At 50.4% G+C, this 25,893-nt stretch carries 22 protein-coding genes and 2 CRISPR repeat arrays; of the genes, 7 read left to right on the top strand and 15 right to left on the bottom strand.

The window, feature by feature from the left end; all coding sequences use genetic code 11:
• Window positions 1-3: 3 nt before the first annotated feature.
• The gene (locus J9260_RS14110) at window positions 4-261 is read right to left on the bottom strand and encodes a hypothetical protein (RefSeq protein WP_210218358.1); all 258 of its coding nucleotides are present in this window, start codon (window positions 259-261) and stop codon (window positions 4-6) included.
• A gap of 212 nt (window positions 262-473) precedes the next feature.
• Window positions 474-629 carry a hypothetical protein gene (locus J9260_RS14105; protein WP_210218357.1) on the bottom strand — a complete coding sequence of 52 codons (156 nt, stop codon included), beginning with the start codon at window positions 627-629 and terminating at the stop codon, window positions 474-476.
• 113 nt (window positions 630-742) lie between these two features.
• Between J9260_RS14105 and J9260_RS14100 the strand changes: the two genes are divergently transcribed.
• From J9260_RS14100 to J9260_RS14090, 3 genes are all read left to right on the top strand, one after another.
• A complete protein-coding gene (locus J9260_RS14100) occupies window positions 743-1,390 on the top strand; it encodes an Arc family DNA-binding protein (RefSeq protein WP_210218356.1) in 648 nt (215 codons plus the stop codon).
• 87 nt (window positions 1,391-1,477) lie between these two features.
• Complete coding sequence (locus J9260_RS14095; RefSeq protein ID WP_210218355.1) at window positions 1,478-1,681, top strand: hypothetical protein; 204 nt, start codon at window positions 1,478-1,480, stop codon at window positions 1,679-1,681.
• On the top strand, window positions 1,674-2,111 hold the full coding sequence (locus tag J9260_RS14090; protein WP_210218354.1) for a putative toxin-antitoxin system toxin component, PIN family: 438 nt from the start codon (window positions 1,674-1,676) through the stop codon (window positions 2,109-2,111). The genes J9260_RS14095 and J9260_RS14090 overlap by 8 nt, the downstream gene beginning before the upstream one ends.
• 121 nt (window positions 2,112-2,232) lie before the next feature.
• On the opposite strand, the gene J9260_RS14085 is transcribed toward J9260_RS14090, so the two are convergent.
• From J9260_RS14085 to J9260_RS14070, 4 genes are all read right to left on the bottom strand, one after another.
• Entirely contained in the window at window positions 2,233-2,553 is a 321-nt protein-coding gene (locus J9260_RS14085; protein ID WP_210218353.1) for an element excision factor XisI family protein, read from the bottom strand.
• The gene (locus J9260_RS14080; RefSeq protein ID WP_210218352.1) at window positions 2,510-2,749 is read right to left on the bottom strand and encodes a hypothetical protein; all 240 of its coding nucleotides are present in this window, start codon (window positions 2,747-2,749) and stop codon (window positions 2,510-2,512) included. The genes J9260_RS14085 and J9260_RS14080 overlap by 44 nt, the downstream gene beginning before the upstream one ends.
• A 63-nt stretch (window positions 2,750-2,812) precedes the next feature.
• On the bottom strand, window positions 2,813-2,968 hold the full coding sequence (locus J9260_RS14075) for a hypothetical protein (protein ID WP_210218351.1): 156 nt from the start codon (window positions 2,966-2,968) through the stop codon (window positions 2,813-2,815).
• A 90-nt stretch (window positions 2,969-3,058) separates the two neighbouring features.
• Window positions 3,059-3,550 (bottom strand): hypothetical protein, encoded by a 492-nt coding sequence (locus J9260_RS14070; RefSeq protein ID WP_210218350.1) that lies wholly within the window; start codon window positions 3,548-3,550, stop codon window positions 3,059-3,061.
• 98 nt (window positions 3,551-3,648) lie between these two features.
• Between J9260_RS14070 and J9260_RS14065 the strand changes: the two genes are divergently transcribed.
• Window positions 3,649-4,173 (top strand): anthrone oxygenase family protein, encoded by a 525-nt coding sequence (locus J9260_RS14065; protein WP_210218349.1) that lies wholly within the window; start codon window positions 3,649-3,651, stop codon window positions 4,171-4,173.
• On the opposite strand, the gene J9260_RS14060 is transcribed toward J9260_RS14065, so the two are convergent.
• Complete coding sequence (locus J9260_RS14060) at window positions 4,170-4,313, bottom strand: hypothetical protein (RefSeq protein ID WP_210218348.1); 144 nt, start codon at window positions 4,311-4,313, stop codon at window positions 4,170-4,172. The two genes, J9260_RS14065 and J9260_RS14060, sit on opposite strands and share 4 nt — an antisense overlap.
• A 39-nt stretch (window positions 4,314-4,352) precedes the next feature.
• Window positions 4,353-7,391: a CRISPR direct-repeat array (repeat unit 28 nt; unit sequence CTCATAACCCCGCATGGGGATTCGTAAC).
• A gap of 110 nt (window positions 7,392-7,501) precedes the next feature.
• Here J9260_RS14060 and istA point away from each other — a divergent pair.
• Together istA and istB are read left to right on the top strand one after the other, a co-directional pair.
• Window positions 7,502-9,019, top strand: a complete 1,518-nt coding sequence (gene istA, locus J9260_RS14055) for an IS21 family transposase (RefSeq protein ID WP_210218028.1) — start codon at window positions 7,502-7,504, stop codon at window positions 9,017-9,019.
• Window positions 9,012-9,764, top strand: a complete 753-nt coding sequence (gene istB, locus J9260_RS14050; RefSeq protein ID WP_210218027.1) for an IS21-like element helper ATPase IstB — start codon at window positions 9,012-9,014, stop codon at window positions 9,762-9,764. Before istA ends, istB begins: the two co-directional genes overlap by 8 nt.
• 94 nt (window positions 9,765-9,858) lie before the next feature.
• Window positions 9,859-15,714: a CRISPR direct-repeat array (repeat unit 28 nt; unit sequence CTCATAACCCCGCATGGGGATTCGTAAC).
• A gap of 121 nt (window positions 15,715-15,835) precedes the next feature.
• On the opposite strand, the gene cas2 is transcribed toward istB, so the two are convergent.
• The 8 genes from cas2 to J9260_RS14010 are packed head-to-tail and all read right to left on the bottom strand — an operon-like array spanning window position 15,836 to window position 24,945.
• Window positions 15,836-16,138, bottom strand: coding sequence for a CRISPR-associated endonuclease Cas2 (gene cas2 / locus J9260_RS14045; RefSeq protein WP_246499458.1), 303 nt, complete (start codon window positions 16,136-16,138; stop codon window positions 15,836-15,838).
• Window positions 16,139-17,107, bottom strand: a complete 969-nt coding sequence (gene cas1, locus J9260_RS14040; protein WP_210218347.1) for a CRISPR-associated endonuclease Cas1 — start codon at window positions 17,105-17,107, stop codon at window positions 16,139-16,141.
• 7 nt (window positions 17,108-17,114) lie between these two features.
• Window positions 17,115-17,663, bottom strand: a complete 549-nt coding sequence (locus tag J9260_RS14035; protein ID WP_210218346.1) for a CRISPR-associated protein Cas4 — start codon at window positions 17,661-17,663, stop codon at window positions 17,115-17,117.
• Window positions 17,664-17,673: 10 nt separating this feature from the next.
• Window positions 17,674-19,686 (bottom strand): DEAD/DEAH box helicase, encoded by a 2,013-nt coding sequence (locus tag J9260_RS14030; protein ID WP_210218345.1) that lies wholly within the window; start codon window positions 19,684-19,686, stop codon window positions 17,674-17,676.
• On the bottom strand, window positions 19,677-20,306 hold the full coding sequence (locus J9260_RS14025) for a hypothetical protein (protein ID WP_210218344.1): 630 nt from the start codon (window positions 20,304-20,306) through the stop codon (window positions 19,677-19,679). Before J9260_RS14025 ends, J9260_RS14030 begins: the two co-directional genes overlap by 10 nt.
• A 9-nt stretch (window positions 20,307-20,315) precedes the next feature.
• Window positions 20,316-21,299, bottom strand: coding sequence for a type I-D CRISPR-associated protein Cas7/Csc2 (gene cas7d / locus J9260_RS14020; RefSeq protein ID WP_210218343.1), 984 nt, complete (start codon window positions 21,297-21,299; stop codon window positions 20,316-20,318).
• Window positions 21,296-24,208 (bottom strand): hypothetical protein, encoded by a 2,913-nt coding sequence (locus tag J9260_RS14015; RefSeq protein ID WP_210218342.1) that lies wholly within the window; start codon window positions 24,206-24,208, stop codon window positions 21,296-21,298. The genes cas7d and J9260_RS14015 overlap by 4 nt, the downstream gene beginning before the upstream one ends.
• Complete coding sequence (locus J9260_RS14010; protein ID WP_210218341.1) at window positions 24,205-24,945, bottom strand: CRISPR-associated endoribonuclease Cas6; 741 nt, start codon at window positions 24,943-24,945, stop codon at window positions 24,205-24,207. Before J9260_RS14010 ends, J9260_RS14015 begins: the two co-directional genes overlap by 4 nt.
• 76 nt (window positions 24,946-25,021) lie before the next feature.
• Between J9260_RS14010 and J9260_RS14005 the strand changes: the two genes are divergently transcribed.
• Window positions 25,022-25,837: a BrxR family helix-turn-helix transcriptional regulator gene (locus tag J9260_RS14005; protein ID WP_210218340.1), complete on the top strand. Its 816-nt coding sequence runs from the start codon at window positions 25,022-25,024 to the stop codon at window positions 25,835-25,837.
• The last annotated feature ends 56 nt before the right edge of the window (window positions 25,838-25,893 follow it).

Raw genomic sequence — 25,893 nt, 5'->3', positions numbered from 1 at the left:
CCCTCACTGTATCCAGAATGTTGAAAATGCACCGACCACAAACAGCAGTTTGAGCAAACTACCGCTGCGGGATGCGTAGCAAAGCAGGGCATAGGCGATACACGCCACGAACCCGAACACGGGCATGACTGCGGTGAACAATGACGTGCTGCTGATAGTGTTGAAAAGATGAGCTAATCCACATACGGCGATAACACCCAGCGTCAACAGGTTGTATGCGCGTTGCTTTGTTAGGGTGGTTTGGTGGGGCACGTTAACCATGAGTAACCCCCCCCACGGCTTTACGCAAATCGCACGACATAAGTTGGGTGATACCGGCAAAGTGGTCGGTTTGGGTAAGTTGGTAGCTAAAATTTGGGCGCACAAATATACGTGCATCGTGTATTCTTTGACGTTGCATGATTCAATTCCTGTGAAATTGGGTTGTGAAGTCCTGCCGCAGAAGGTCGAAGCTCTGGGGCGGGGCGAATTCTCTATGCTGCTTCTTTCTGCTCCGCCTCCTTTGCTTGCCTCAACAAACGGTTAATCTCTGCGCTTAACGATCTATCCTCAGCTTTTGCTTTAGTTTTCAGCCAACTTTCTACTTCAGGTTCAAGGCGAATTGACCTAGATGATTTCTTCTCTTTCATGTGCTCTCCTTAATTACATTTGAACACAATGTTAGCACCATACTCCAATTGTAATCAACAAGGTTACAAAAAATTACTTTGCATGTCTTCATGTTGATTCGCATAATTGCGCCATGAGCAAAGATACCCATCAAATTCCAGCAACTTATTCAGTGCGCCTTCCTATCGAGATGCGCAGACGGCTAGAAGATGCCGCCCAAATGGGTGGGAGATCACTACATGCAGAAATATTGATGAGACTTGAGACATCCCTTAGTCCATCAAGATTAGACTGGAGAAAAATTATTGACCCCGCAGTATGTTCCATTTTGGAGTTGGAGGCATCTACATGGGGCACTACATTTGAAGAGGCGCTGTCCTACCAATTACAACAACGTTTCGACGAGAATATAGCCGGTTTGTTTCTTGAGGATTTATCTAGCACAGCAATGGCTCGAAAGATGACTGTGGGTCAAGTTCTTGATGAACGATTAATGGCGGCAGCTAAAAAACACCAAGATAAAGATCCGATACCCCAGCCTTTCTATCCTTTTTCTGACGTGAACAATTTTCAAGAGTACAAATATGGCTCTTCTAAGTTTAAAATCTACCTCAAGACAAAGTTTCAAACGGAAAAAAATGATCATAATGATGAGTCTACAGCAAAAGAGGCTGAGTCGTTGATGCGCCAAATTGTACGTGAAGAACTGGCTAAAGCAGGTATCACTATTCCTAATGATGAGTTGCCCAAAGAGGAAAGGGCTAAAGGCAAAGGGAAATAAGGGAAGGGGCTTACCCCAAAGGGCTTCAAAGGGCAAAAGGGAACATCTGCTACACTTTGACTATCGGCAATACAGGAGGAAAGGCACATGAATCTAGCAGTTGACTTGCCGGATGACATCATAAAATTGGTGCGTAACTTACCCGACCAGCAGAATTTTCTGGTTGAAGCTATCCAGCGTGAGTGGCAACGGCGCAAAGCTCTGGCGCAATTACTCAAACTCAGTGAACGGGTCAGTACCCGCAACCAAAGCATGACAGATCAACAATTAGAAGATTTACTGCGTGCCTAACCATCCGCTACGGGTTGTGGTAGATACCAACATTCTGCTCAGTTTCTTGATGAAACGGACATCTAAGCCGGGAATTGTCGTCACGCACGTTCTCCAGCAGCATCAGTTATTACTCTCAACTAGCACGCTGCAAGAAATAACCGACAAATACAGCAAAGCAAAATTTCGGGCTTATTTTTCCGAAGAGGAAGGACAAGAGTTGGTGCAGCTACTAGCGCAAGTTGGGGAAATTGTCCCCGTTAACCTAATGATAACTGATTGCCGAGATACAAAAGATAATCAGTTTCTGGAGTTAGCCGTAGCTGGCGATGTTAATTTGCTAGTGACGGGTGATAAGGATTTGCTGGACTTGCATCCCTATCACGGTATCCCAATCCTCACACCCCATGATAGCCTGTTATTTCTGGGTGTAGCCTACGGGCAAGCATGAAAAGGCATCATGCCTGCTGCTGCTTGTCCCCGCATGGGGATTCGTAACCTGACCGTCTTCGCTAAAGCGAAGTTCAGGGCGATCTCATAACCCCTCATGGGGATTCGTAACTTAGTGTCTCTTAGTGGGCTCGGGGTGTTGCGGCGATTTCCGGCTCTTCCAATAATGCCAGCACGATGTCTTTTTCCTCCACCCCTTGGCGGATCAAGTCATCGGTGATGCCGTGTTCGATGCCATCGTATTCGAGCACCACTTTGCCATCCTGAAGGGTGATGTAGATCAGGTTGCCGCGTACTCGTCTACCTCTCGCTTGCATGAGTGCGTAACGGTCGTGAGTTTTATCAAGCACAGTATCCAGCCGAATGTTACGGTGAGAAGGACGAAATCTGGCGTAAGTTTCAATGACGTGCTTCACCACTATCCGGTAGTTTTCCGTATCCATTGGATGAATACCCTATTCTCAGCTTGTTCCCATCGCCTTGCGCAGCAATTCCAGCCCACGGCTCAGTCTTGCCATGTCCATGTTCAGCCCTTTCTTGAAAACGGGCTTTAGCCACCAGTACGTCAGCTTCAATTTCTTCGTCAACAAAATCATCAGCACAAGTAGAACACCCATCCAGATCGTATTCGTCAAACACCGACTCCGCCACGCTATACGGCGGCCCGATAAGGTCACGAGGGTCATCGCTGATGAAGGTTTCTTACACCTGTACCCCCTTCGCATCAGTCCACTGACGCACCATTTCCCTTGGTTCTAACGAAATCGCCACAATCACATGAGTACCAACATCAGTGCAACGCCACTTGCCGGATGCGGTGAAAAATTCTGTGCCAATCTGAAAATCGGAGTGTTTCATGTGTATGACCTGTTACGTGGATGAATGACAGTCATGCACGCTGTTCTTGTGTTGTTTTGAACGCCTCATCACCGATGGGAAAGACAGTGTTCAGCTTTTCTGACATACCGCATTATACCCCGTGTCAGTGCGGCTCGAACTCTCAACAATATCCTCGTAAATCTGGTTATCTTTGAGACCTTTGGAGCGTTCTTTGGCCACCAAATAATCAAAAGTTGGCCCATCTGGATTGCCGTATTTTTGGTTGTCCCGCTCACGCAAGGTTTTGACTTCTGCTTGGTTTGGCATCATAAAACGGGCGTTGACCCGTGCTTCGTGACGGATGTCGTAGGCGCGTTTGGCGCGTTCTTCGGCACTCAACCCGTCTTGTACCCAGCGTTTGTTGATGACGGGGATTGCAATAACTTGATAGTTATACCAATTTCTCACTTCGCAATCGGTTTTGGGTATAGCGTATTGCGCCGTTGCTTTCTGTGAAACAGCCGTTTGAGGTGCGGGTGCTTGGGTAGCCGTTGTTGCACAACCCGCAAGAGCCAAGGCAAACAACAAGTTTGCCCAATGTTTTTGGTACGGTAAAGCCATCGGTGTGATTCCTGTCGTGTAAATGTGGAAGCAATTTAACCTTTGGGCGCATGAAAGAAAACAGTACACTGCGTCAACTTTCTTACCTTGACGTACCCATGAAAGCAAAATTGCTCTTTATTTTCCAACTCGGCGCGGTCGTACTGACGGGTTTATTGTGCGGTGTCTTCCTCGCTTTCGCGCTGGATGTTTCGCCCGCGTTGCAACGGCTGGATGCGGCGACGTACATCCAGACGCAGCAGCAATTCAACCAAACGGTTAGCAACCTTGGGTTCGCGCTGCTGTTTTTCGGTGCGATGTTGTTCCCGTTCCTGACGGCGGGGATGGCGGCATGGCAAAGCCGCCGCCGTATGGCGATGTACTGGCTATTGGTCGCGCTGCTGCATTTTGTTGGGGTGTATTGGGTGAGCATCGCCACCAACATTCCCTTGCATCAAGACATCTTGGCGTGGAATCCCGCCGCGCCGCCTGCGGATTGGCAAACATTACGTGACACATGGACGACGGGTAACTGGGTGCGCACGATCGCTGAAGCGGTGTGTTTCATCGGGGCATTAACGCTGTTGGTGCTGCGTGAACAACTAGCGGCGCAACCGCGTTATGTGATGCGCCAGCAAAACTAGCGTAATGCTTGCTCCAGTGCATCTTCCGCAATCGGGAATGCCAGTGTCACCAACGGAAACCGCTCTGTCAGCCGCGCCAGTCGGTGCGCTTGTTCCTTGTCGTAAAATACCACCACCCGCGTATTTGGTAGCCGTTGCACTACTGCCAACGAATGCGGCAAAAACGCATCAGGAACACCCTCATAACCCCGCATGGGGATTCGTAACATGGCCTCGCGCTGGGGGTTCGGGGGCTTGGTGATCTCATAACCCCGCATGGGGATTCGTAACACCTCATCGCCGCTCGCTTGAACGCCGGGCAGAACTCTCATAACCCCGCATGGGGATTCGTAACCGACGTGCTGGACGCATGGGGCATTCGCGCGGAACTCTCATAACCCCGCATGGGGATTCGTAACTTCATTGTCGTCACCGTTGCCGGTCAAAAGCTGCGGCTCATAACCCCGCATGGGGATTCGTAACGGTACGTCAAGAGCAAGCCGCACCCGCACTCGCAGCCTCATAACCCCGCATGGGGATTCGTAACGGCTTCCGCCATCGCTGCCAGTAGTTTTTCTTGTTGCTCATAACCCCGCATGGGGATTCGTAACTGACGTTTAGCTTATTTCTGACATTCCTTCTGCACTCTCATAACCCCGCATGGGGATTCGTAACCGAAATGTCACCGAAAATCCGTAGGGGTGATCTGGTCTCATAACCCCGCATGGGGATTCGTAACAAAAGGCGAATTGGAAGTAGTTGGCGGCTTGGTCGGCTCATAACCCCGCATGGGGATTCGTAACCTGCACAGTTGCAGCGTTTCCGCGATCAATCCACCAACTCATAACCCCGCATGGGGATTCGTAACTACTTTGAACATTAAAAATGCTCCTCTGCTGAATCACTCATAACCCCGCATGGGGATTCGTAACCCATCGTGCTTTTTCCCACTCGTGCCAGTGCCGAATCTCATAACCCCGCATGGGGATTCGTAACCAATGGCGAAAAGCTCCATCACTAACCCGGTACGCTCTCATAACCCCGCATGGGGATTCGTAACAAGATTCTCTTCGGTGACTTTGCCACCCTCAATCACCTCATAACCCCGCATGGGGATTCGTAACTAAGGTGATGTCCCGCATCAGTTCCAAGATTGCGATCTCATAACCCCGCATGGGGATTCGTAACCATATAGCTGTAGCTTCCCATAACGGATGCTGCGGTCTCATAACCCCGCATGGGGATTCGTAACCATTTTGGACAAGGAAGGCAATAAGCAATACAAAGTCTCATAACCCCGCATGGGGATTCGTAACGTTGCCGCACCGGGTTTGGTTTTAGTGGCCCGGCGTCTCATAACCCCGCATGGGGATTCGTAACTGCGGTTAATGGCGGTTGCTAAATAGCTTTCTTGCACTCATAACCCCGCATGGGGATTCGTAACCCCTCATCGTGAAGGGGACAGCCCACAGGGGTGGTTCTCATAACCCCGCATGGGGATTCGTAACTCGGTGTCGGTTCCGCGCTTGCCCTTGGGCGTATTGCTCATAACCCCGCATGGGGATTCGTAACCCACCCTTCTTTCTGCCCGATTGATGCCGATATGGACTCATAACCCCGCATGGGGATTCGTAACGAGTCCATCGTCGGTTGTACGATTGCTGATGCAACGCTCATAACCCCGCATGGGGATTCGTAACGGCCAGTAAACCGCGTAAAGGCGGCAAAGCTCCATCCTCATAACCCCGCATGGGGATTCGTAACGTTTTTGGGTTTGATCTGGGTATTAGTCCCGACACCCTCATAACCCCGCATGGGGATTCGTAACCCGGTGTCACCGAGAGTCGTTAATGTGCCATCCATAGCTCATAACCCCGCATGGGGATTCGTAACATGTTAATCCGTCTATGTTGATAGTGGCAGGCCATGCTCATAACCCCGCATGGGGATTCGTAACTCTGCACTGCTTCCGGGTCAAGGTAGTTTTTATCTACTCATAACCCCGCATGGGGATTCGTAACATGATTACCCCGCCCTTTCCGGTTCCAATCAGATAAGCTCATAACCCCGCATGGGGATTCGTAACTCGATAGGCACGCCGAAGATGCGGTGTTGCTGTGCCCTCATAACCCCGCATGGGGATTCGTAACGCCTTGCAAGAGTGGCGACTCGCCGGGCGGTTTGAGCTCATAACCCCGCATGGGGATTCGTAACTGAAGGGTTGCAGGATTTGTCTTGATTGTTGCCCGTCTCATAACCCCGCATGGGGATTCGTAACCGGTCAACGATGGGGCATCGGCAACCATTTCTGGGGTCTCATAACCTCGCATGGGGATTCGTAACTCCATTTCGACAGATGCGATCACGATGCTGCCTACTCTCATAACCCCGCATGGGGATTCGTAACCTGGATGAAGACGAACAAACCCTAACTACTATTCAGCTCATAACCCCGCATGGGGATTCGTAACGTATGTGGACGCGAAACGGAGATGAGGGAGAGCATTCTCATAACCCCGCATGGGGATTCGTAACTCGGTTGGGCGCGTAGCAATCCCCTTGGTTATTAGTCTCATAACCCCGCATGGGGATTCGTAACTATATGTTCGGGTCGGCGGTTCTTTTCTGGTCTATCCTCATAACCCCGCATGGGGATTCGTAACGTATTCCGGGGCAATCAGGATACGCGGCTTTTGCCCCTCATAACCCCGCATGGGGATTCGTAACCATTACGGTGCAAAAGGCGCAAGGGGTCAAGCGTGGCTCATAACCCCGCATGGGGATTCGTAACAGTGGTGACGCGCATCCGTTGCGGGCAGGCATACATCTCATAACCCCGCATGGGGATTCGTAACGCCGAAAAACACCGAGTCACGCGCTATCAGTTACACCTCATAACCCCGCATGGGGATTCGTAACCTGGATAGATTCGGCGTACAGGTGCGTTTCTTCAAACCTCATAACCCCGCATGGGGATTCGTAACCGCTCGGCGTAATTCATCAGCTTTTCTCCAGCAAGTCTCATAACCCCGCATGGGGATTCGTAACCCGGTCACGTGGGATGTTCAGCGCAATGGCGCACTCCTCATAACCCCGCATGGGGATTCGTAACCATCTTCATCCGGCGTGACGCATGAGCTTCATTTGCCTCATAACCCCGCATGGGGATTCGTAACTGGAGCTGATGACATCTTTCTATCCAAAGAGCAACCTCATAACCCCGCATGGGGATTCGTAACTGGTATCACCACCACCGTCTATTCCGCGACAATTATCTTGTCCGGTCGGCGACAATTACGGTGGCCGGTTGAGTTGGTAGACTCAGGCGTATTTCTCTAAGGAGAAACCGATGCCTGGATTCCCGACCAATACTCAACAATACAGGCTCTATATGAAACTCCGAGAAGCAGGACTCACGCAAGTGAGTGCCGCCGTTAAGGCTGGCCTTTCCGAACGGACAGGCCGCCGTCTTGAACAACCCAGCCATGTCCCACCCGGCGGACAGCCAGCCCCACGAAGCTGGCGTACCCGTACTGACCCACTGGCGGGTGTTTGGGAAAGTGAGCTGGTTCCCTTACTGCAAGACAACCCTGAACTGTTGCCCAAGACCTTGTGGGAATACGTGTGCCAGCGTTACCCCGACCAGTATGACAGCAAGGTGGAACGCACCTTACAACGCCGCATCAAGGCGTGGAAGCTGCAACACGGCAAACCGCTGGAGGTGATGTTTTTGCAGCACCATGAACCGGGGCAGCAAGGTATTTCTGACTTTACCCAACTCAAGCCCAACGGGATCACGCTCAAGGGGGAAGCGTTTGCCCACCGCTTTTACCATTACCGGCTGGTCTACAGCGGCTGGTGCCACGTGAAGGTCATTTGTGGTGGCGAGAGCTATGAGGCATTGGCGACCGGCTTGCAGGATGCATGGTGGCGCAGCGGCGGCACACCCCGCGAGCACCGTACCGACAGCCTGAGTGCGGCCTACAACAATTTGGTTGAAGAACAGACCCTGACCCGACGTTACGCGGCGTTGTGCCGCCATTACCACGTCAAGGCCAGCCGCAACAACAAGGGCGTTGCCCATGAAAACGGGGCAGTGGAAGCTGCCCACGGGCATTTTAAACGCCGGGTGGCACAAGCATTACTGTTGCGGGGTTCCGCCGATTTTGACGCACTGGCGGATTACCAAGCGTTTGTGGATCAGGTGGTGTTGGTCATCAACAAGGCGTGTCGGACACGCTTTGAGGAGGAGAAGCCGCATTTGCGCCCGTTACCCCGGCAACGCACCAATGACTATGCAGAACACCCGGTTATGGTTTCCAGCAGCAGTACCATCCGCTTCAAACGCATCACTTACACCGTCCCTTCCCAGTGGGTGGGTACGCCATTGTTGTTGCTGGCCTATGACGAACGGCTGGAGTTGTACCACAGCACCGTCCATTTGCTGACACTGCCGCGCTTGTATGCACCCAAAGGCGGCAATGGGCGTTGCGTCAATTACCGCCATGTGATTGATTCGTTGGTGCGTAAGCCTCAAGCGTTCCGCTGTTCACAAATCCGCGATGACCTATTGCCTAACGCCGACTACAAGGCCATCTGGGCGCAGGTGGATGCCACTTTGCCACCCACAGAGGCCAGCCGTTACCTAGTCAAGCTGCTGTATTTGGCTGCCCAGTCAGGTCAAGAGTTGGCCATCGGGCAGTTTGTCATGCAACACCTGCACAGCTCCGCGTTGCCCAGCATTGCGCAGTGCCGTGAGCGGTTCGCCCCGGAAACCCCCAGCGGTGTCCCGCTGATCCAGTCGCATACTGTGCCATTGGCAGCTTACGATGCCCTCTTGGGTGTTACAGGGGTTGCCCATGGCTAGCTTGGAAGCACTGCCCATCTTGTTGAAGGAACTGCGCTTGTCCACCATCGGCAAGTGTTGGGAAGCACTCGCGCAACAGGCGTTGGACGGGCAATGGTTGCCACAACAATACCTTGCCGCATTGTGTGAGGAAGAAGTCAATGAACGCTACCAACAACGCCTGAAACGTTACTTGCACGAAGCCCAGTTACCCGCAGGCAAACGCCTGTCACACTTTGACTTTAGCGCAGTCCACGGCATCAAGGCCAACCAAGTCAAGGCATTGGTCGAGCAACCCCAATGGGTCAAACAGGCGCATAACCTGCTGCTGTTCGGCCCCAGTGGCATCGGCAAAACCCATCTGGCGTGCGGCATCGCCGCAGGCTTGCTGGAAAAGGGCTTCCGCGCCAAATTCTTCAGTGCCACCGCTCTCGTCCAGCAATTGCAGCAGGCCAAGGAAAAACTGTTGCTGGCAGAGATGTTGTTGCGCCTTGACCGTTACGAAGTGTTACTGCTGGATGACATCGGCTATGTCAAAAAGAGCAACCAAGAAACCCAAGTGCTGTTTGAACTGATTGCCCACCGCTATGAAACTGGCTCACTCATCATCACCTCCAATCATCCCTTCAGCGAATGGGGGCAGATATTTGAGGACAACATGATGACCGTCGCCGCCATTGATCGGCTCGTCCACCATGCCACCATTTTGGAATGCCAAGGGGAGAGTTACCGCCGACAATCTGCCATGAACAGGAGGCAAAACTAATCCACTTTCACACGACAACTAACCGGACAAGATAGTTGTCGCCGACCGGACAAAGTAATTGACGCGGCATAACCGTCCGCGCTACTGCTAAATCCTCATAACCCCGCATGGGGATTCGTAACCGGCTGAGGTCAATCATATTGCCAGTGTTGGCAAAGTCTCATAACCCCGCATGGGGATTCGTAACTTGGATGGGTTGAGCGGATCTACCGTGAAACGCTGCTCATAACCCCGCATGGGGATTCGTAACATCACCAGCAGGAGGATAACTACAGCCAGCCGGATTCTCATAACCCCGCATGGGGATTCGTAACTTGCTGGGGGCTGTTGATTGGACTCCTTTTGATAATCTCATAACCCCGCATGGGGATTCGTAACAATTCTTTTATTTTGCCACGTTGCGGAGAATTACCGCTCATAACCCCGCATGGGGATTCGTAACAGATTGATGATTAATCCCCACAAAACGCGGGGAACACTCATAACCCCGCATGGGGATTCGTAACTTACGAACACCGCGCCCTATTCCAGCGTGGGCGGTGCTCATAACCCCGCATGGGGATTCGTAACGGAAAACAATTCCCAGAGTTTTTAATGTGGAAAAAACTCATAACCCCGCATGGGGATTCGTAACGCCAGCGAAGACTTGCACGACCTCGCCGAAAAACTCCTCATAACCCCGCATGGGGATTCGTAACGCGTGGAATTGGTGTTCCCACGTTTCGTTCATTTGCTCTCATAACCCCGCATGGGGATTCGTAACTTGATGTGATTTTTCGCGAAAAGCTGCGGGCGGATGCTCATAACCCCGCATGGGGATTCGTAACTTGTTACGCCAGCCGGAACCACAAACGTTCCTGACGCCTCATAACCCCGCATGGGGATTCGTAACTTACCCAATGGCATACGACACTATCGACGGCAAAGACTCATAACCCCGCATGGGGATTCGTAACATTGATTGCCATGAGAGCGTTTCCACGAACGCGGGTCTCATAACCCCGCATGGGGATTCGTAACTTGTTACGCCAGCCGGAACCACAAACGTTCCTGACGCCTCATAACCCCGCATGGGGATTCGTAACCAGGGTCTTCCGCCTCACCAATCATGCAAGGATAAGCTCATAACCCCGCATGGGGATTCGTAACGAGGATTGGAAGGAGGAACCGCAGCAATTAAACAACTCATAACCCCGCATGGGGATTCGTAACTTTTGGCTTCGTGGTTTTGGGCTTGTTGGCTGGCTTCCTCATAACCCCGCATGGGGATTCGTAACTCAGACAAATCACAGCCTTAAAGAGCAAAATAAAGACTCATAACCCCGCATGGGGATTCGTAACTTAAATCGGCTGGGAAAGAATTGGCAAATTGAGAATCTCATAACCCCGCATGGGGATTCGTAACTTATGGATTACAGCACAATCAACAATGTATTTAAAACTCATAACCCCGCATGGGGATTCGTAACATAATCGCCGCGCAACTTCCGCGAATCTTCCAATTCCTCATAACCCCGCATGGGGATTCGTAACGTGTTTTAATGCTTTTAAAGAAGCTTTACCAAAAGACTCATAACCCCGCATGGGGATTCGTAACCGCGCTTGCCACAAAATCAGGAGTAAGCCAGAAAACCTCATAACCCCGCATGGGGATTCGTAACGATACAAATCAATACATTGTAGGCAACCTACCCGAACTCATAACCCCGCATGGGGATTCGTAACGCGTTAGTCTCATTTGCCGGGATGTTGACAGTATGTCTCATAACCCCGCATGGGGATTCGTAACAGGACATGGACAACATAAAGTGTCTTGCCTGTTCGTCTCATAACCCCGCATGGGGATTCGTAACTCATCAAGACAAAGCTCTAAAAAGTTAACTTTAGGACTCATAACCCCGCATGGGGATTCGTAACATGCGTAAATGGTTAGTTCGGCATGGTGTTTCCGGTCTCATAACCCCGCATGGGGATTCGTAACTTGCTGGGGGCTGTTGATTGGACTCCTTTTGAAAATCTCATAACCCCGCATGGGGATTCGTAACAGTGCTTGACGCACAGCAGGGAGTGAGCCTAAAAACACTCATAACCCCGCATGGGGATTCGTAACCCAGAAACCCAATAGAGTTAATAATCTTTTGTTCGTCTCATAACCCCGCATGGGGATTCGTAACCAGTTTCGCGGCCTGAATTACTCAAACCGTGAGCATACTCATAACCCCGCATGGGGATTCGTAACTCCCCAATAGTCATAAGCAGCAACGCGAACATAATAGCTCATAACCCCGCATGGGGATTCGTAACTCAGGAAAAAATGTGGCGATATTACAATAATGCGCCTCATAACCCCGCATGGGGATTCGTAACCGCTTGCAGTTGCGCCTTTTCATCCGCAATCTTTTTCTCATAACCCCGCATGGGGATTCGTAACGCGGAGGCTGCGAGAAGCAGCACGCCGTTAATTATTCTCATAACCCCGCATGGGGATTCGTAACCGTGATGATGCTTTCTGCACTAACGGGCTTTCTGCTCTCATAACCCCGCATGGGGATTCGTAACATGCAAAGCCGCTGGCCTCACGGGGCTTGCGGAACTCTCATAACCCCGCATGGGGATTCGTAACCCTTCCGGGCAAACAGCAATCAGGTCATAGATTACACTCATAACCCCGCATGGGGATTCGTAACAGAAAAACAGAGCGTCGATAACCTTCATTCGCCAAGCTCATAACCCCGCATGGGGATTCGTAACGGAAAATGGAGATAAAAGCGACAATGCCGCCGTCGTCTCATAACCCCGCATGGGGATTCGTAACAGGCTAATGGAAACACTAAATCTAGGCAATACTCGTCTCATAACCCCGCATGGGGATTCGTAACGGGGGCGATAGTGGCGATATTGATAATGCTGTAATGCTCATAACCCCGCATGGGGATTCGTAACCCGCGCCGCGCCCGATCAGAGATCATGGATTCCAGACTCATAACCCCGCATGGGGATTCGTAACTGTTTATGCTAACGGCTCTTGTTTGGGTTGCTCCACTCTCATAACCCCGCATGGGGATTCGTAACCGCCAATTTTGAATATTTCCCCATGCCGCGCAACGTCTCATAACCCCGCATGGGGATTCGTAACGAGTTCAATATTCATTTTCTACTCCTGTGATTCGTTCTCATAACCCCGCATGGGGATTCGTAACGCGTAACCAGCGTTTTCCGGGGATTGCACTGTTTACTCATAACCCCGCATGGGGATTCGTAACTGAGCGGCGAGTCAGAGTGGGTGGGGTGCAGTTCAGCTCATAACCCCGCATGGGGATTCGTAACCGTCGCCTCGCCTGATATTTCCAGCCACAAGTACGGCTCATAACCCCGCATGGGGATTCGTAACCGTGCAGCATTAACCTGCCCGCGCAAGCTATACGAGCTCATAACCCCGCATGGGGATTCGTAACTCGTAAACGGATAGCCCGCCAGCTTGATGTTTTCGGCTCATAACCCCGCATGGGGATTCGTAACCAATGCTCATTGCATCCAGCAATTTCTGTCCAGACTCTCATAACCCCGCATGGGGATTCGTAACCCGTGCAGCATTAGACTGCCCACGCAAGCTATATGAGCTCATAACCCCGCATGGGGATTCGTAACCCACCAGGGGCGATAGTTACGCCCCCGATAGCCAACTCATAACCCCGCATGGGGATTCGTAACAATCATCGGCAAAATGGTGTCGCCGAGTTGGGTCATCTCATAACCCCGCATGGGGATTCGTAACGGATTTGCACGCCTTTGCCGATGTCGGCTTGGAGCTCTCATAACCCCGCATGGGGATTCGTAACGAGCCAGCTCAATGGCTCCTCTTGTGCCTTTAATGCCTCATAACCCCGCATGGGGATTCGTAACGGATTTGCACGCCTTTGCCGATGTCGGCTTGGAGCTCTCATAACCCCGCATGGGGATTCGTAACGTTTTGGCACATCCACCAAGACCCGTCCCCCATGATCTCATAACCCCGCATGGGGATTCGTAACCAACCACTTTTAAGACACCCCGAACGCCCGTATCGGCTCATAACCCCGCATGGGGATTCGTAACCCGGTGCAAGCCGTGCCGGGTTTGCAACAGCCAATCTCATAACCCCGCATGGGGATTCGTAACCGATCAAGCAGAATTACTGAGCAACCTGTTTGGCGGCTCATAACCCCGCATGGGGATTCGTAACTTAAATTGATGGAAGCCATTGATATAGTTGATAAGACTCATAACCCCGCATGGGGATTCGTAACAGATGCTTTGGTTGATCCTGCCGGTGCTGAATATATCTCATAACCCCGCATGGGGATTCGTAACTCTTAACCTTGCGGTCAGCCAACACTTCACCGGCGCCTCATAACCCCGCATGGGGATTCGTAACATAACCATGCCCGGTTACATCATGCCGCTTTATTGCCTCATAACCCCGCATGGGGATTCGTAACATGCCCCAACGCCATCGTGTCCGCTAATACGTCAGCCTCATAACCCCGCATGGGGATTCGTAACGGTCACTACATCCGCAGCGGCGTTATTGTCCCAGAGCTCATAACCCCGCATGGGGATTCGTAACAAAGGCACGATTGTTACCAACGAGGAGGAAACCGCACTCATAACCCCGCATGGGGATTCGTAACGGGAGGCACTCGCAACATTTCAGCGACCGCAGGATCCTCATAACCCCGCATGGGGATTCGTAACCAAACGGAAATAGGGAAGTAGCACCCGCGCAATTGCCTCATAACCCCGCATGGGGATTCGTAACAGTGCTTCCAGCCGTCATGTGGCTGAACCAGTTCGCCTCATAACCCCGCATGGGGATTCGTAACCCAACTGCACCGCTTGACCTTCCGGGAATACCGCCGCTCATAACCCCGCATGGGGATTCGTAACCCGGGCAAACTATCGAGATAAAGAATGCCAGCGGAAACTCATAACCCCGCATGGGGATTCGTAACCAGGTGGAAGTCATCAATGATTTCAGCCGCGACGTCTCATAACCCCGCATGGGGATTCGTAACTTCAGGTTGTCGAGTGTTAGCCGGTCACGCTTGACGCTCATAACCCCGCATGGGGATTCGTAACCTGTTGGTTTGCGCCCAAAGCTGCCCGCATCGGTGCCTCATAACCCCGCATGGGGATTCGTAACTTTCGTCCTTGTCGGCTCCAATGTCCCTTAAAAACTCTCATAACCCCGCATGGGGATTCGTAACCGGTTGAATATCCTACTATGTAAGTAATCGCGGAAATCTCATAACCCCGCATGGGGATTCGTAACCCAATTTTATCGGACAAATCGCTATTGTTTTGCACTCTCATAACCCCGCATGGGGATTCGTAACATGTACGAACTAAGCGCGGTCGTATCAATGCTAGTCCTCATAACCCCGCATGGGGATTCGTAACCTGCATGGCGATAACGCCAAGATGCAATTGTCGCTGCTCATAACCCCGCATGGGGATTCGTAACTCCGCGCCAGTTGCGCGGTTTCGTCGGTCGTTAATTCTCATAACCCCGCATGGGGATTCGTAACTACCACTTTTACGCGAAACAGTACCACTTTTACGCCTCATAACCCCGCATGGGGATTCGTAACGCTGAGCTTTTCAGCTTTTCCGTCACGAGATCGTCAGCTCATAACCCCGCATGGGGATTCGTAACCCGTTCCTTGCATCTCCTGCTGGGGGAAGTATCACAGCTCATAACCCCGCATGGGGATTCGTAACCCATAAACAAAAACAACCAGCAGACAGAAAACAACCTCATAACCCCGCATGGGGATTCGTAACCAGAATCAGAACCGCCAACAGGTAGTGAATCAATACTCATAACCCCGCATGGGGATTCGTAACTAAACATAATTAGGAGATTGCATTAAACCGTTTACACTCATAACCCCGCATGGGGATTCGTAACGCCTGATTTCAAGCGGATTTTGGGTGCTTTTGCTTGAAACAGACGACCTAAACATAGCATGAAAATGTGGTGGGAGTTCATCAAACATCAGGGATTTTTGCTTCAGTAGCGAGTGAAGTTGCTACAAAACTGAGAAGTCACGGCGGTGGTCATCTATCGGTGTCTGTTTTAGCTCGCCTTTGCCAGAGCTGCTTTTGGACAAATGATTCACCTCGATATTTTGGCGATTGGCAGCACTGATTTGTGTCACGCGGTCGCCGGGGATCATCAATTGGCTCAATTCACGCCGTAATTTGATTGCCTGCGCATCGGTAATATCGCCGGTGAACACCGAATATTGATCGTGATTCAAATAACGCCGCAACAACTTCTTGAATTTTTCGGTACGCTTGGCTTCGACATCGTAAGTCATCAACATGAACATTCACACCCTCCGCTTAAACGCTTCGTATTCTGCTACGCCCAATACCTCTCGTTCCAACCCCAGTGCCTCACGGTAGATCCATTGCCGGAAACTGTGCCCTTGATAATGCTCTTCCAAACGCAAGGAAAACTGTTCAGCGACATTGCGCCGCCCCGTTTCTGTTAGTAAACACACCGCATCATGTTGCTCGAACCAACTGTCATCCAACATCCGCCGTTGCACCATGCGGAAAATCAACATATCCGTTAACACCGGCTTGAACGGTTCCGCTAGATCAAGACTCAATGAGGCACGCCCATAACCCGGCGAATGCAACACGCTAAATGTCTCTTCCAAATGCGTTTTACTGATTTCATGACGCACCACGGTGTAAACCAACTGATTGAGGAAGGACAATAAGCAATTGATCGGATTATTCGGCGGACGACGTACCCGCTTACCAAAATCCAGTTCCGCATGAATAGCAGGCCATGCCGCGTAATAATACTGGTGTAACTGCCCCTCAATCCCCATCAAAGTATTCGTATCCAAGGCTTTGGGCAGCGTCGTCACCAGCTTTTGCATATCGGCAATGGGCTGCTTTACCGCCTCATTGCCCCGATACTGGTGATAACGCAAATTTGCCAGCATATTATGCGCGGCTCCTCGTACCACCTCACGCGCCACACTCATTCGCCGCTCCGTGTTGAGCAACAATTCTGCTTGCTTGAGTTTCACCTTACCTGCTGGATTGTGATCGTAAGGCTCGAATGCCCCCTTGAAATAACCGTAGTAATCAAACACCGACAAGCGCACCCCATGCTTGCCACACAAACCCAACAAACGTGAATTGAGGCGACTTTCCGCTAACAACACCACATGCGACAATTTTTCAATCGGCAACGAGCGGACTTGATCGCCGACTTTAATTTGCAGCGTATTTTCATGCTGCCTAAGCTGTGCTTCCCGCGAGATAAACAAGGTTTCCATAACGTACTCAGTCAAAACCACAGAAAGCAGCCAACGAACAACTGCTACACAAGCCGATTTTTTTCGCAGCAGGCACTGCGTCTTGCTCCCCCAATTGCGCCAAACGCACCGATGCATCCCACAATGTTTGTAAACGTGCGGCATCCAACACCACTTCGCGCCGCCGCCGTGAACTCAGCACATGCGTAAACGCCCGCCACTGTTTGCCCGTACTGATCGACAACATCAACGCATAAAATGCCGTTTGATTGCTGGAAGCCTCGACCGCACCGCCCGTTCCCTTATTTTCGTACACAATGCATTCATCCCATTCAATCCGATCCGGTGCTAATCCAAACAAACCACGTACCGAATGATCACGCTGATAACTGGCATCGTGTAACGCCGCTCCCGTTTGTACCCGCGTGTACCATTGCGCAAAATTCACCTTATGCAAATACATCCACGCCCGCCGTTCGCACAATTCCACATGCTGGAAGTGCAAACCGTGCAAGTTGAGGTTGTCGACTCGTGCGAGAAAAGCAGGAGCATGTTCCCAGATGAAGGTTTCAGGCATTACCTACGACTCAAATCAGTAGGCTGGTGGTGGAAGCTGATAAATCCGCATCATTGCCCGGTATTAATCCGGTTAGACTCACCAGTAATTCAGCGGCTTTCATGGCTTCAGGGTGATCATCCCACGCCGCTTCTGCGTCCATATCGCGCTGGTTTTGCAAATGGCGTACCCATTCACGTAGCAATCCTGTGCCCGCCTCCAATTCCACGGTGCGTTTGGTATAGGGGACATACACCGTTAGGCGGCGACTGGCGCGATTCTTCTCATCCAACAAGTAATGTTCCAGCTCAAAATGCAGTTGGAAATACAAAGCATCGTTAACGCCGTATTGCCCAGTAATGCGCGTCATAATGTCGGTTTCACGCTCTAACCAAACCCTATCCACCTGTAAACGCCGTCCATCACCTTCGATAACCAATACCCGTGTGCCAATATCGCGTAAGTTCAGGGCTTGGGCAAACAAGCGTTCCCGCCATTGCACAGCGGCTTCACGGTAATAATCATCGGTTTCCAACGCAGCAAACTGTTTCAGCAAAGCATAAAGGTGCTTACTGCTTGACGGTTGGTGCTGTAACAAATGCGCCCGCCGATGTTTATGGCTGCTTTTATGACTCAACAGGACTTGCCAATACAAACCACTCGTATAAATCGCCTGCTGCGGCAATGAACCAAAATACAACGTTTCGCTGGTTTTACCCATTTCAGTGCTGTCGCCATTGAATGACTGTTGGGCTTCTCGACTCAATACTTCGGTCAATTCTCGGATGGAAACGTGTTGGTTTTGGTGGGTGCTTATCCAGCGATTCAGTTCCCGTAACCACGGGTTGCGATCCTCCAAAGCCGTATCCGTGCGTACTACCACGGTTCCATCTTCCCCGCGTCGCGCTGCTCGCCCATAGCGTTGCAGGAAATTCATCGGCGCAAACCCCGGCTCCATTAACATCACATTGGCAGCACGGAAGGTCACGCCCATTTCCACACTGGCGGTAGCAATCAGGACATTGAAATCATCAGGATTTTGCCGCCTCCCGGTATGGAAGCCGTAACCTGACCGGCTATTTTCCCCGCTATCGTCAATACTATTAATGACCAGCACCTTATCAGCCGCAATACCCGCACTTTTCAGTAAACGTACTAACGTGGGCATATCCCGCTTCAATGCAGCCAGTGCATTGTAAATCAGCACCACCTGACGATTATGCGTTACCTCTTCCTTCACCAAAGCAAGTTGTTGTTCCAGTACCGCTGGCATATCCGATAATGCCGCCAAACGCAAACACACATCGCCATGCAATGCCCGCCCGTTAGTCGTAATCACCTCGTGTAATTCCGCTATTTCCGTGTCAGGCACACCCAATTTCAACAAGGTCGGTTTAATATCCAATGGCGTAGCAGACAGTAAACTGACTTTAGCCCCGCCATACCCGGTTGTGCCATGCTCCGTGGGTACGCTGGCAAGTTTGGCGAACAAAGCTGCCAATCCAAACCCTCGCGCTTCAATGGTGTGAAATTCATCGAAGACAATGTGATCAAAATCGTCTAACACATCGAATACGCTTGTACCCGCTTGCCCTTTGTCCAGCCTGTAACGATGTAAAAGCTGGCTGACCACTTCAGGCACGGCAATAATCATTTCTCCACCGGAACGGGTAGTGTCCAATGCCTGCATCTGCCTGATTCGATAACCACGGATATTGTCGATACCTTGTTCACGCAATACCGCTGTTTGGTCTGAACTCCAAACCTGTACCTTTTTCTCGGCAACCGCTACTTGCCAATGCGCGGTTTTCACCAAATCGTCAATCAAGCTGGCAGCAATGTTCTGCGCCAAGCGACGGGTTGGCACAATAAACAAAATACGTTGCTGCTGTAACAATGCTTTTTGGAAAGCGTAAGTCTTCCCCGCGCCTGTGGGTGCATCCACAATCCGCACCCGTCTCGGTTCATGCAGCAAGGCTTGCTGCAACGGCGACAAGCCATTGTCCAGTTGTGCAACACAATGGCGCGTGATGGTTAGTTCCATTGTTGTACCGCCTGAAGTGCATCTTTAACCGGCATTCGTTCAGTCAGTTGCAATCCGTACAGTAAGTAACGCTCGACAGATAACTCATGCCCAAATAACGCAGCCGTGGCAGCATTCAAGCGCACTTGTTCTACTTTGACCGGACGTAAACGCAACATGCCATTGCGATGCAAACCAATGCGGATCACCAGCTCATCCTGACCGCTATACGCGAACGGATCAAAGCCAAACAATGCCCCGGTAAATACCACGCTAGGTGGTACTTCTTGGGTAGTGAAAAAATCTTTCAGGTTCCCTTTTTTCACCACATCCTGAATCCGACGTTTATAACCCGCCTCTTCGGTGAGATTCAGCCGACGAACCACAGGCGATAGCAAACGGGGTTGTTCAGTCATAAGAACAGAGGCTCGCCAAGGCATTGCCTCCATGTCACGGCGGTAATCTTTCGTTGGCAAGCACACACTGGAGCGCATCATGCCCAGTGTTGCGGCTAATCCAAACATTAGTGCCTGATCGCTCACCAATTCCGGCAATGTCGCCGTACCGCCTTGTACCATCAGCGAGTGGTAAGCAAAGGGAGTCAGGGTTTCCGCCTGAATGCCGGTGATAATGGCTTTCATGGCAAGCTCCTATTGAAACCATTGATCAAACAGCTCTGCGACGTGAGGTTGTGCCTGCCGGTACTCTTGCTCCAACGCACTACCACTTTGATTAAACGCGGCGATCAAATCAGTCTGCCATGCTGCCACTTCATCACCTTGAATGACCAGCTCATGGGCAGCTTGCAACAACTCATGCAGGCTGGCTTTCGCTGCAAGCACATCATTACCGTCACGACCTTGCAGTCCACGCAATAGCTCGTAAGGCGAGGTGATTGCCTGTTCAAACTTACCACCATACAGACCTACGACATGAGTACGGATATTGATGCCCGTAACGGAAGTTTGCCCGCCATAACTACCCGCCATCCCGACACTCAATAACAAGTGTTTTAAGCCGATTTCTGGCAATACCTGACCACGGGTACTTAATACCTGCACCATGAGCGTTCCCGGTTTAATAAAATGGCGGGTAAACAGGTTGTCACTGTTCTTTTTACTTTCCGCATCAAACAGTGTGCCATCTTCCATAGCGCGATTATGAAAGGTTTCATCCACGCACTTATCTTTAGGCAACAAACTCAATGCATCGGAATAATTGACAGCGGCACGTACTGGCAACACGCGATTGTCGTAGTTGGCAGAGTCACCAAATACCAGCGTATTCAGATCAAACGCAGCGGATGGATTTTGCCCCTTGTACAAGACGGTTTTGTTTTGCGGCAAACGCCCACCGATACCCAGTGCTCGCAGAATTTGCAACCCACGGTTGCGCTCAATGTATTTAAATTTATTGGGCACAGCACGAACGTACAAATCATCTAGCCATTCAATATCGGTAATTTCCTGCTCCGCATTACGGAATACCACAGGCGCGACCGCTTCGCGGATGAGGACTAAACTGATCGACCCCAGATTTTTTAGCTTAGGGTGAATATAGGTTTTCTTGTCGTCAATCGGGCTTTTGGTGGTTAATGCACTGATGTTTGCTAAATACGGGGCGAGTGCTTTCATAACAAATCTCCTTGTGTCGGTTCGAGGTTGGTAGTGTCTTCAATCAGTGGGGTGGTTTCGTTAATGGCGGTACTACGGAATGCTTGTAAAAAAGCCATGCGATAAACACTGCCCAATAAGCGACGGGTTTTCTGAGCGGGTGGTTTGCCATGCAACACGCCCAGCCAAACCTCGTGAACAAATTGGTGGGCAAAGTCCATACACGCCGCTTCTAGGGATTGTTCCTCACGGTGCTTCTTGGCAGCGGCTTCATCCTTACGTACCAAATTGGTTTCCAATTCACCGGCTATCCCGTGAATCAATGAAGCCGGATCAGATTGCCCAGCACTGCGCAACGCTAACGCACTGTCGAGACAAATTTTAAACACGCGCATTTCTACATTGGTAGATACTTGCCCTATTGGGCGACGTTGAATACGGGTAGCGGCTTGCCCTAGCCGTACTAATGCCCCATCGGAATCTGACATAGCATGTTGCTCCTCTAATTGCTGAAACTCTTTGAAAAGGCGTGCAGCCAATGGCTTCATTGCAGCCGTTTTTGCATTTTGATGTTGCTTTAGCGCATCGTGGGCATGACACCACGCCAAACAAATGGCACTAAAGCGAGTACGCGGGAAGGCATAAAGACCGAGTACGTCGTAACCTAAACCCGGTGTGGAAATCAGTGTTTGTGCCATGTTCAAGGTGGCAATAGCATCGGGGATTTGCTCCAAGCGCAATGCTTGATAGCCAATTAATGCCTTTAACACAGGTGGCATGGCATCAAAATAGAAAAAAGCTTTTTGGGCTGTCGGTAAACCACGAAATACATGAATCGGGCGACCAATACGCAAACAAGCCGAGAGTAGCAAGCGCAACATATTAATCTGATCTTCAGTTTTTTCTGGAATGCGCTCCAAGCGTGCCATACGGTAACGCTGCCGATAGACTTCCAAGCCTTTGTAATGTGCTTTACCCGGTTCAACTTTTTGACGGCTTAAGTCATATACCGACAAAGCAGCGAAAGTCTGCTCATTATTCAGAATCAAAGCACCAAACAAACCCGTCGTGACAGGCGAAGATAACATGCTGGGGACACCAGAAGGCTTGCCACCTTGAATGCTATACACATCGCTTCTCAATTTGTGTTCTGCCAGTGATACATGCCCAATGGGTACTTGTCCGTTTGCGGGAGCAGTAATGGAATCGGGTTTTCCGTCACGCCCGCTAAAAGCGGAAACCTTGACTTCGTACAAACCAAGATTACTGGCTATTAAGGTACTGGCGGGTTCATCCGTAAACAAACAGCGACCGATAACCCCTTCATCATTGGGAAAAGCGCGTTGTTTTGCTAGTAACTGTCCAAAATGCCGCTCGACCGCTTGTTGGACAGCAACACCTTCGCCCTCAAAGAATTGGCTAAACCCGACGGCTTCTTCCGTACCTTCCAACCATTGTTGCAACAAGCCGGTATCACCCCAAATGCGTTGATTTAACGTTGTTTCAACCTCACTCACTGCTGTAACCCACAATGCAACTAATACATAACGTGATTGTTTGTCACCCATGTTTTGCAGCCATTCCGGTAGCGTTGTATCAACAAGCTCCAATAACTGGCGTTCACGTTCCGCATAATCCGGTAAGCCATTTTTCTTGCTGACGGGCAATTTCAAGTTAATCAACAAGGTAAGATGCGCCGCTTTCAACAAGTACTGTTGCGCTGAAAATTCCAAAACATCAGGATCTGGATAAGGTGTACTGGTTTGTCCGCTTACTTTAGGCCAGCGGGGTGCTAAACCAATAATCTTCAGGCAGTCATCCAGCGGCTGTTTAATGGATTCAATCAAACTGTTACTGATACGAAACAGTTGCCCGATGGTGCGGCGTGGTTCTTTTTCCAGAAACGCCTGCAATCCTGCATGATCGGGTTTGCCATTTAATAGCTCAGGCAAACCACGGTTAGAAATGCTGATTTCCAGTTTGAAAGGTAAATGACTGATCAAACGTTTCAGTCCATCTGCCTTAATCTTCTCGGCTTGTGCTTTGGGCAGCAGCATGAACAAACGCCCATCCTGATGTACTTCTAACAAAGGAGGAATGCCCGCAATCCGTTGACAAGCAAAGGATAAACGGCGTTGCAATTCATCCAGTAAAAACGGGTGGTGCGGGTCAAACACATCCAGCGTTTCCCACTGCGACAACAGGACGGAACTAAAACTTTGCTCTTGTTGTAAACGTTGAATAATGGCTTCTAAGCCACCTTGCGCCCCATGCTCTTGCCACAAGCCATCCAACTTATCGGCTAATTTGACGTAGCGTTCGACTGCATGTTTGTAATGACGTGGAGGAGAAACCACCGCAGGATGTCGATAACGCTGGGAATCTTCCGCCTGTTCAATCAAAAAGCGAATTTGATCAGGCGTAAGTACAACCTCCTCACTTGCTAAAAATTCAGTGATACCGTAACGCTTGACCGCCATTTCAACGTGTTCCACCGTCAATTCTGCATCACGTGACAGTTGCAACATCTTGTCGAGATCGTGCAGGAATGCGATGGTCGCCAATACGGTTAAACGTTGACGCAACTCGCGTTCATCCATCTCCGGGTTTTCTAACAACCAATCCAAGGCTGCCAGCATTAATGCCCCGCGCACCACCGATAACAGGTGATCCAGCAGCGTAATATTCTGATTTTTCAGGTAACGCTCGCGTTTGCTTGCGTCATCATCCCAACCACCTTTACCGCTAATGCTCATCAGGTAGATGACACGTGGGTCGATAGACTTTTCAGCGTGAATGGCTTTCTTTAGCTCTTCACCCAAAGGTGCTCCGGCGCGTTCCTTCAGCACATGCTTTTCTAAAATGTCCTGCATGAAACGGCTGTAAATCTCACCCGCCAGCGCATTGGCTCGTTGCATTGCAGTACTCATCGTCCCACTCCTTCTTCCAACAAGCCCAAACACCCAAACCCGCTACGGGTCTTTTCCCCAATTCCCGCATACCATGCCAGTCGTAGATCGTCTTCACTGCCTTGCAGCAGTAACGGGGCTTGCATCCCAATCACAAAACTCTTACGTCTATCCTGAAAAATTTTTAGATTAACCAGCACAGAATGCTTAGGGGTAGCTCGTAAATACAGCGAGTCAGGGTGCAGTTCCAAGTTCACTTCACGCCCAGCAAGAAACGACAATTTACGGTTAATCGTGGCACTCAAGCCCAGTGTCGGCGCATCCAAGCGGTCATGCCAACGCTTGCCTTTGCCTTGATGCGCTTCATCGCTAAGCACCAAAGGTGAATAGCAAATACACCCTAATTGTGTTTGCTGCGGTAAGATCGGGTCAGGTTCTATCTGCACCCGCGCCGCCGCAAAATTGACAAACTCTGCATCCCAACGTCGTTTGGTGATATGTTCGGGTTTGAGGCGTGATAAAATTCGTGCGAGTGCTGGATCAGGGGTGGAAACAACCAAACTGTGAGCAAAACCCTGATGTCCACGATGCCAGCCAAGGGCAGCGAAATTCCACGGTTTGGCTTGATGCCCAATGATGTCGCTGCTGTTTGCACCGGCTTCTACCCAAGCATTAACCAACGCATCATGGATTAAGTCTTGATGAGAATAGACCTGTACAGGTTCGCCCTTGGGAATTTGTAGTCGGATTCGTAACATTGCTTTGTCCTGACGCTATGATTTTGTACAATCATTATCACACCATTTTTACGACCATAGCAAACTTGAATAAGTCATGAATCGCGACACATACAGACGTTTCGTCTACATTGAAACCTGCTTATACTGGGGAGCCGGTATTACCGCCAAAAAACTGGGCGAAACGTTTGAAATTGCCCGCCAGAATGCGCAAGCCAGCATCAGTGCTTACCGCGAATTACACCCCAGTAATATGCATTACAATCCCTCACTGAAGCGTCACGAAGCCAGCACAACTTTCGAGCCGCATTACATCAGTGATAAACCTGAACTGTATTTGAATTATTTACGTGGCAACTACCTCACCAGCCGTTTCTGGAAAGATGAAGACTGGAGTGAACTCTCGATTCACGATGTCGATACCTTATTTCGCCCACATCTGCACACCGATATTACCCGTACCGTGGTGAGTGCTATCCAGAAACAACAAGTCTTGCACTTGTATTATCACGCCAAACGGCAAACCCATTATTTAACCATTGCCCCTAACCAACTGGTCTATGCCAGCCGTCGTTACCATATCCGTGCTTACCATTACGAAGCCAATAAGTTCATTGACTTGGTATTGTCACGCATTCTTGAAGCTAGTGTGTCTGAAGAAGACGATTGGGTGTCGTCGGCGGAAGATAATGAGTGGAATACGTATGTGGATTTGCACTTTAAACCCAACTCCGATTTACCTGAGCAACTACGCAATACCTTGTTGGTTGACTTCCACTTAGAGCAAAATATTTACACTATTACTGTGCGCAAGGCATTGCAAGCTTACGTTTTACGTGAAATGGAACGGCTGGATTGGCAGCATAAGATTCCACTATGGTTTCCCGTACAGAATCACTCACCTAGTGAATAAAACCGCCAAAATATTGCAACTGGTCATCAATTTTACGAAAATCTTGGTGTTTCAAG

The organism is Thiothrix unzii, assembly GCF_017901175.1.
GTDB classification, from domain to species: Bacteria; Pseudomonadota; Gammaproteobacteria; order Thiotrichales; family Thiotrichaceae; genus Thiothrix; species Thiothrix unzii.
This window is presented reverse-complemented; position numbering and strand designations above follow the sequence as displayed.

Bases quoted from the DNA above. Each gene is read 5' to 3' on its own strand.
- J9260_RS14110 (WP_210218358.1), bottom strand. From the start codon at position 261: ATGGTTAACGTGCCCCACCAAACCACCCTAACAAAGCAACGCGCATAC.
- J9260_RS14105 (WP_210218357.1), bottom strand. From the start codon at position 629: ATGAAAGAGAAGAAATCATCTAGGTCAATTCGCCTTGAACCTGAAGTA.
- J9260_RS14100 (WP_210218356.1), top strand. From the start codon at position 743: ATGAGCAAAGATACCCATCAAATTCCAGCAACTTATTCAGTGCGCCTT.
- J9260_RS14095 (WP_210218355.1), top strand. From the start codon at position 1,478: ATGAATCTAGCAGTTGACTTGCCGGATGACATCATAAAATTGGTGCGT.
- J9260_RS14085 (WP_210218353.1), bottom strand. From the start codon at position 2,553: ATGGATACGGAAAACTACCGGATAGTGGTGAAGCACGTCATTGAAACT.
- J9260_RS14075 (WP_210218351.1), bottom strand. From the start codon at position 2,968: ATGAAACACTCCGATTTTCAGATTGGCACAGAATTTTTCACCGCATCC.
- J9260_RS14070 (WP_210218350.1), bottom strand. From the start codon at position 3,550: ATGGCTTTACCGTACCAAAAACATTGGGCAAACTTGTTGTTTGCCTTG.
- J9260_RS14065 (WP_210218349.1), top strand. From the start codon at position 3,649: ATGAAAGCAAAATTGCTCTTTATTTTCCAACTCGGCGCGGTCGTACTG.
- istA (WP_210218028.1), top strand. From the start codon at position 7,502: ATGCCTGGATTCCCGACCAATACTCAACAATACAGGCTCTATATGAAA.
- istB (WP_210218027.1), top strand. From the start codon at position 9,012: ATGGCTAGCTTGGAAGCACTGCCCATCTTGTTGAAGGAACTGCGCTTG.
- cas2 (WP_246499458.1), bottom strand. From the start codon at position 16,138: ATGTTCATGTTGATGACTTACGATGTCGAAGCCAAGCGTACCGAAAAA.
- cas1 (WP_210218347.1), bottom strand. From the start codon at position 17,107: ATGGAAACCTTGTTTATCTCGCGGGAAGCACAGCTTAGGCAGCATGAA.
- J9260_RS14035 (WP_210218346.1), bottom strand. From the start codon at position 17,663: ATGCCTGAAACCTTCATCTGGGAACATGCTCCTGCTTTTCTCGCACGA.
- J9260_RS14030 (WP_210218345.1), bottom strand. From the start codon at position 19,686: ATGGAACTAACCATCACGCGCCATTGTGTTGCACAACTGGACAATGGC.
- J9260_RS14025 (WP_210218344.1), bottom strand. From the start codon at position 20,306: ATGAAAGCCATTATCACCGGCATTCAGGCGGAAACCCTGACTCCCTTT.
- cas7d (WP_210218343.1), bottom strand. From the start codon at position 21,299: ATGAAAGCACTCGCCCCGTATTTAGCAAACATCAGTGCATTAACCACC.
- J9260_RS14015 (WP_210218342.1), bottom strand. From the start codon at position 24,208: ATGAGTACTGCAATGCAACGAGCCAATGCGCTGGCGGGTGAGATTTAC.
- J9260_RS14010 (WP_210218341.1), bottom strand. From the start codon at position 24,945: ATGTTACGAATCCGACTACAAATTCCCAAGGGCGAACCTGTACAGGTC.
- J9260_RS14005 (WP_210218340.1), top strand. From the start codon at position 25,022: ATGAATCGCGACACATACAGACGTTTCGTCTACATTGAAACCTGCTTA.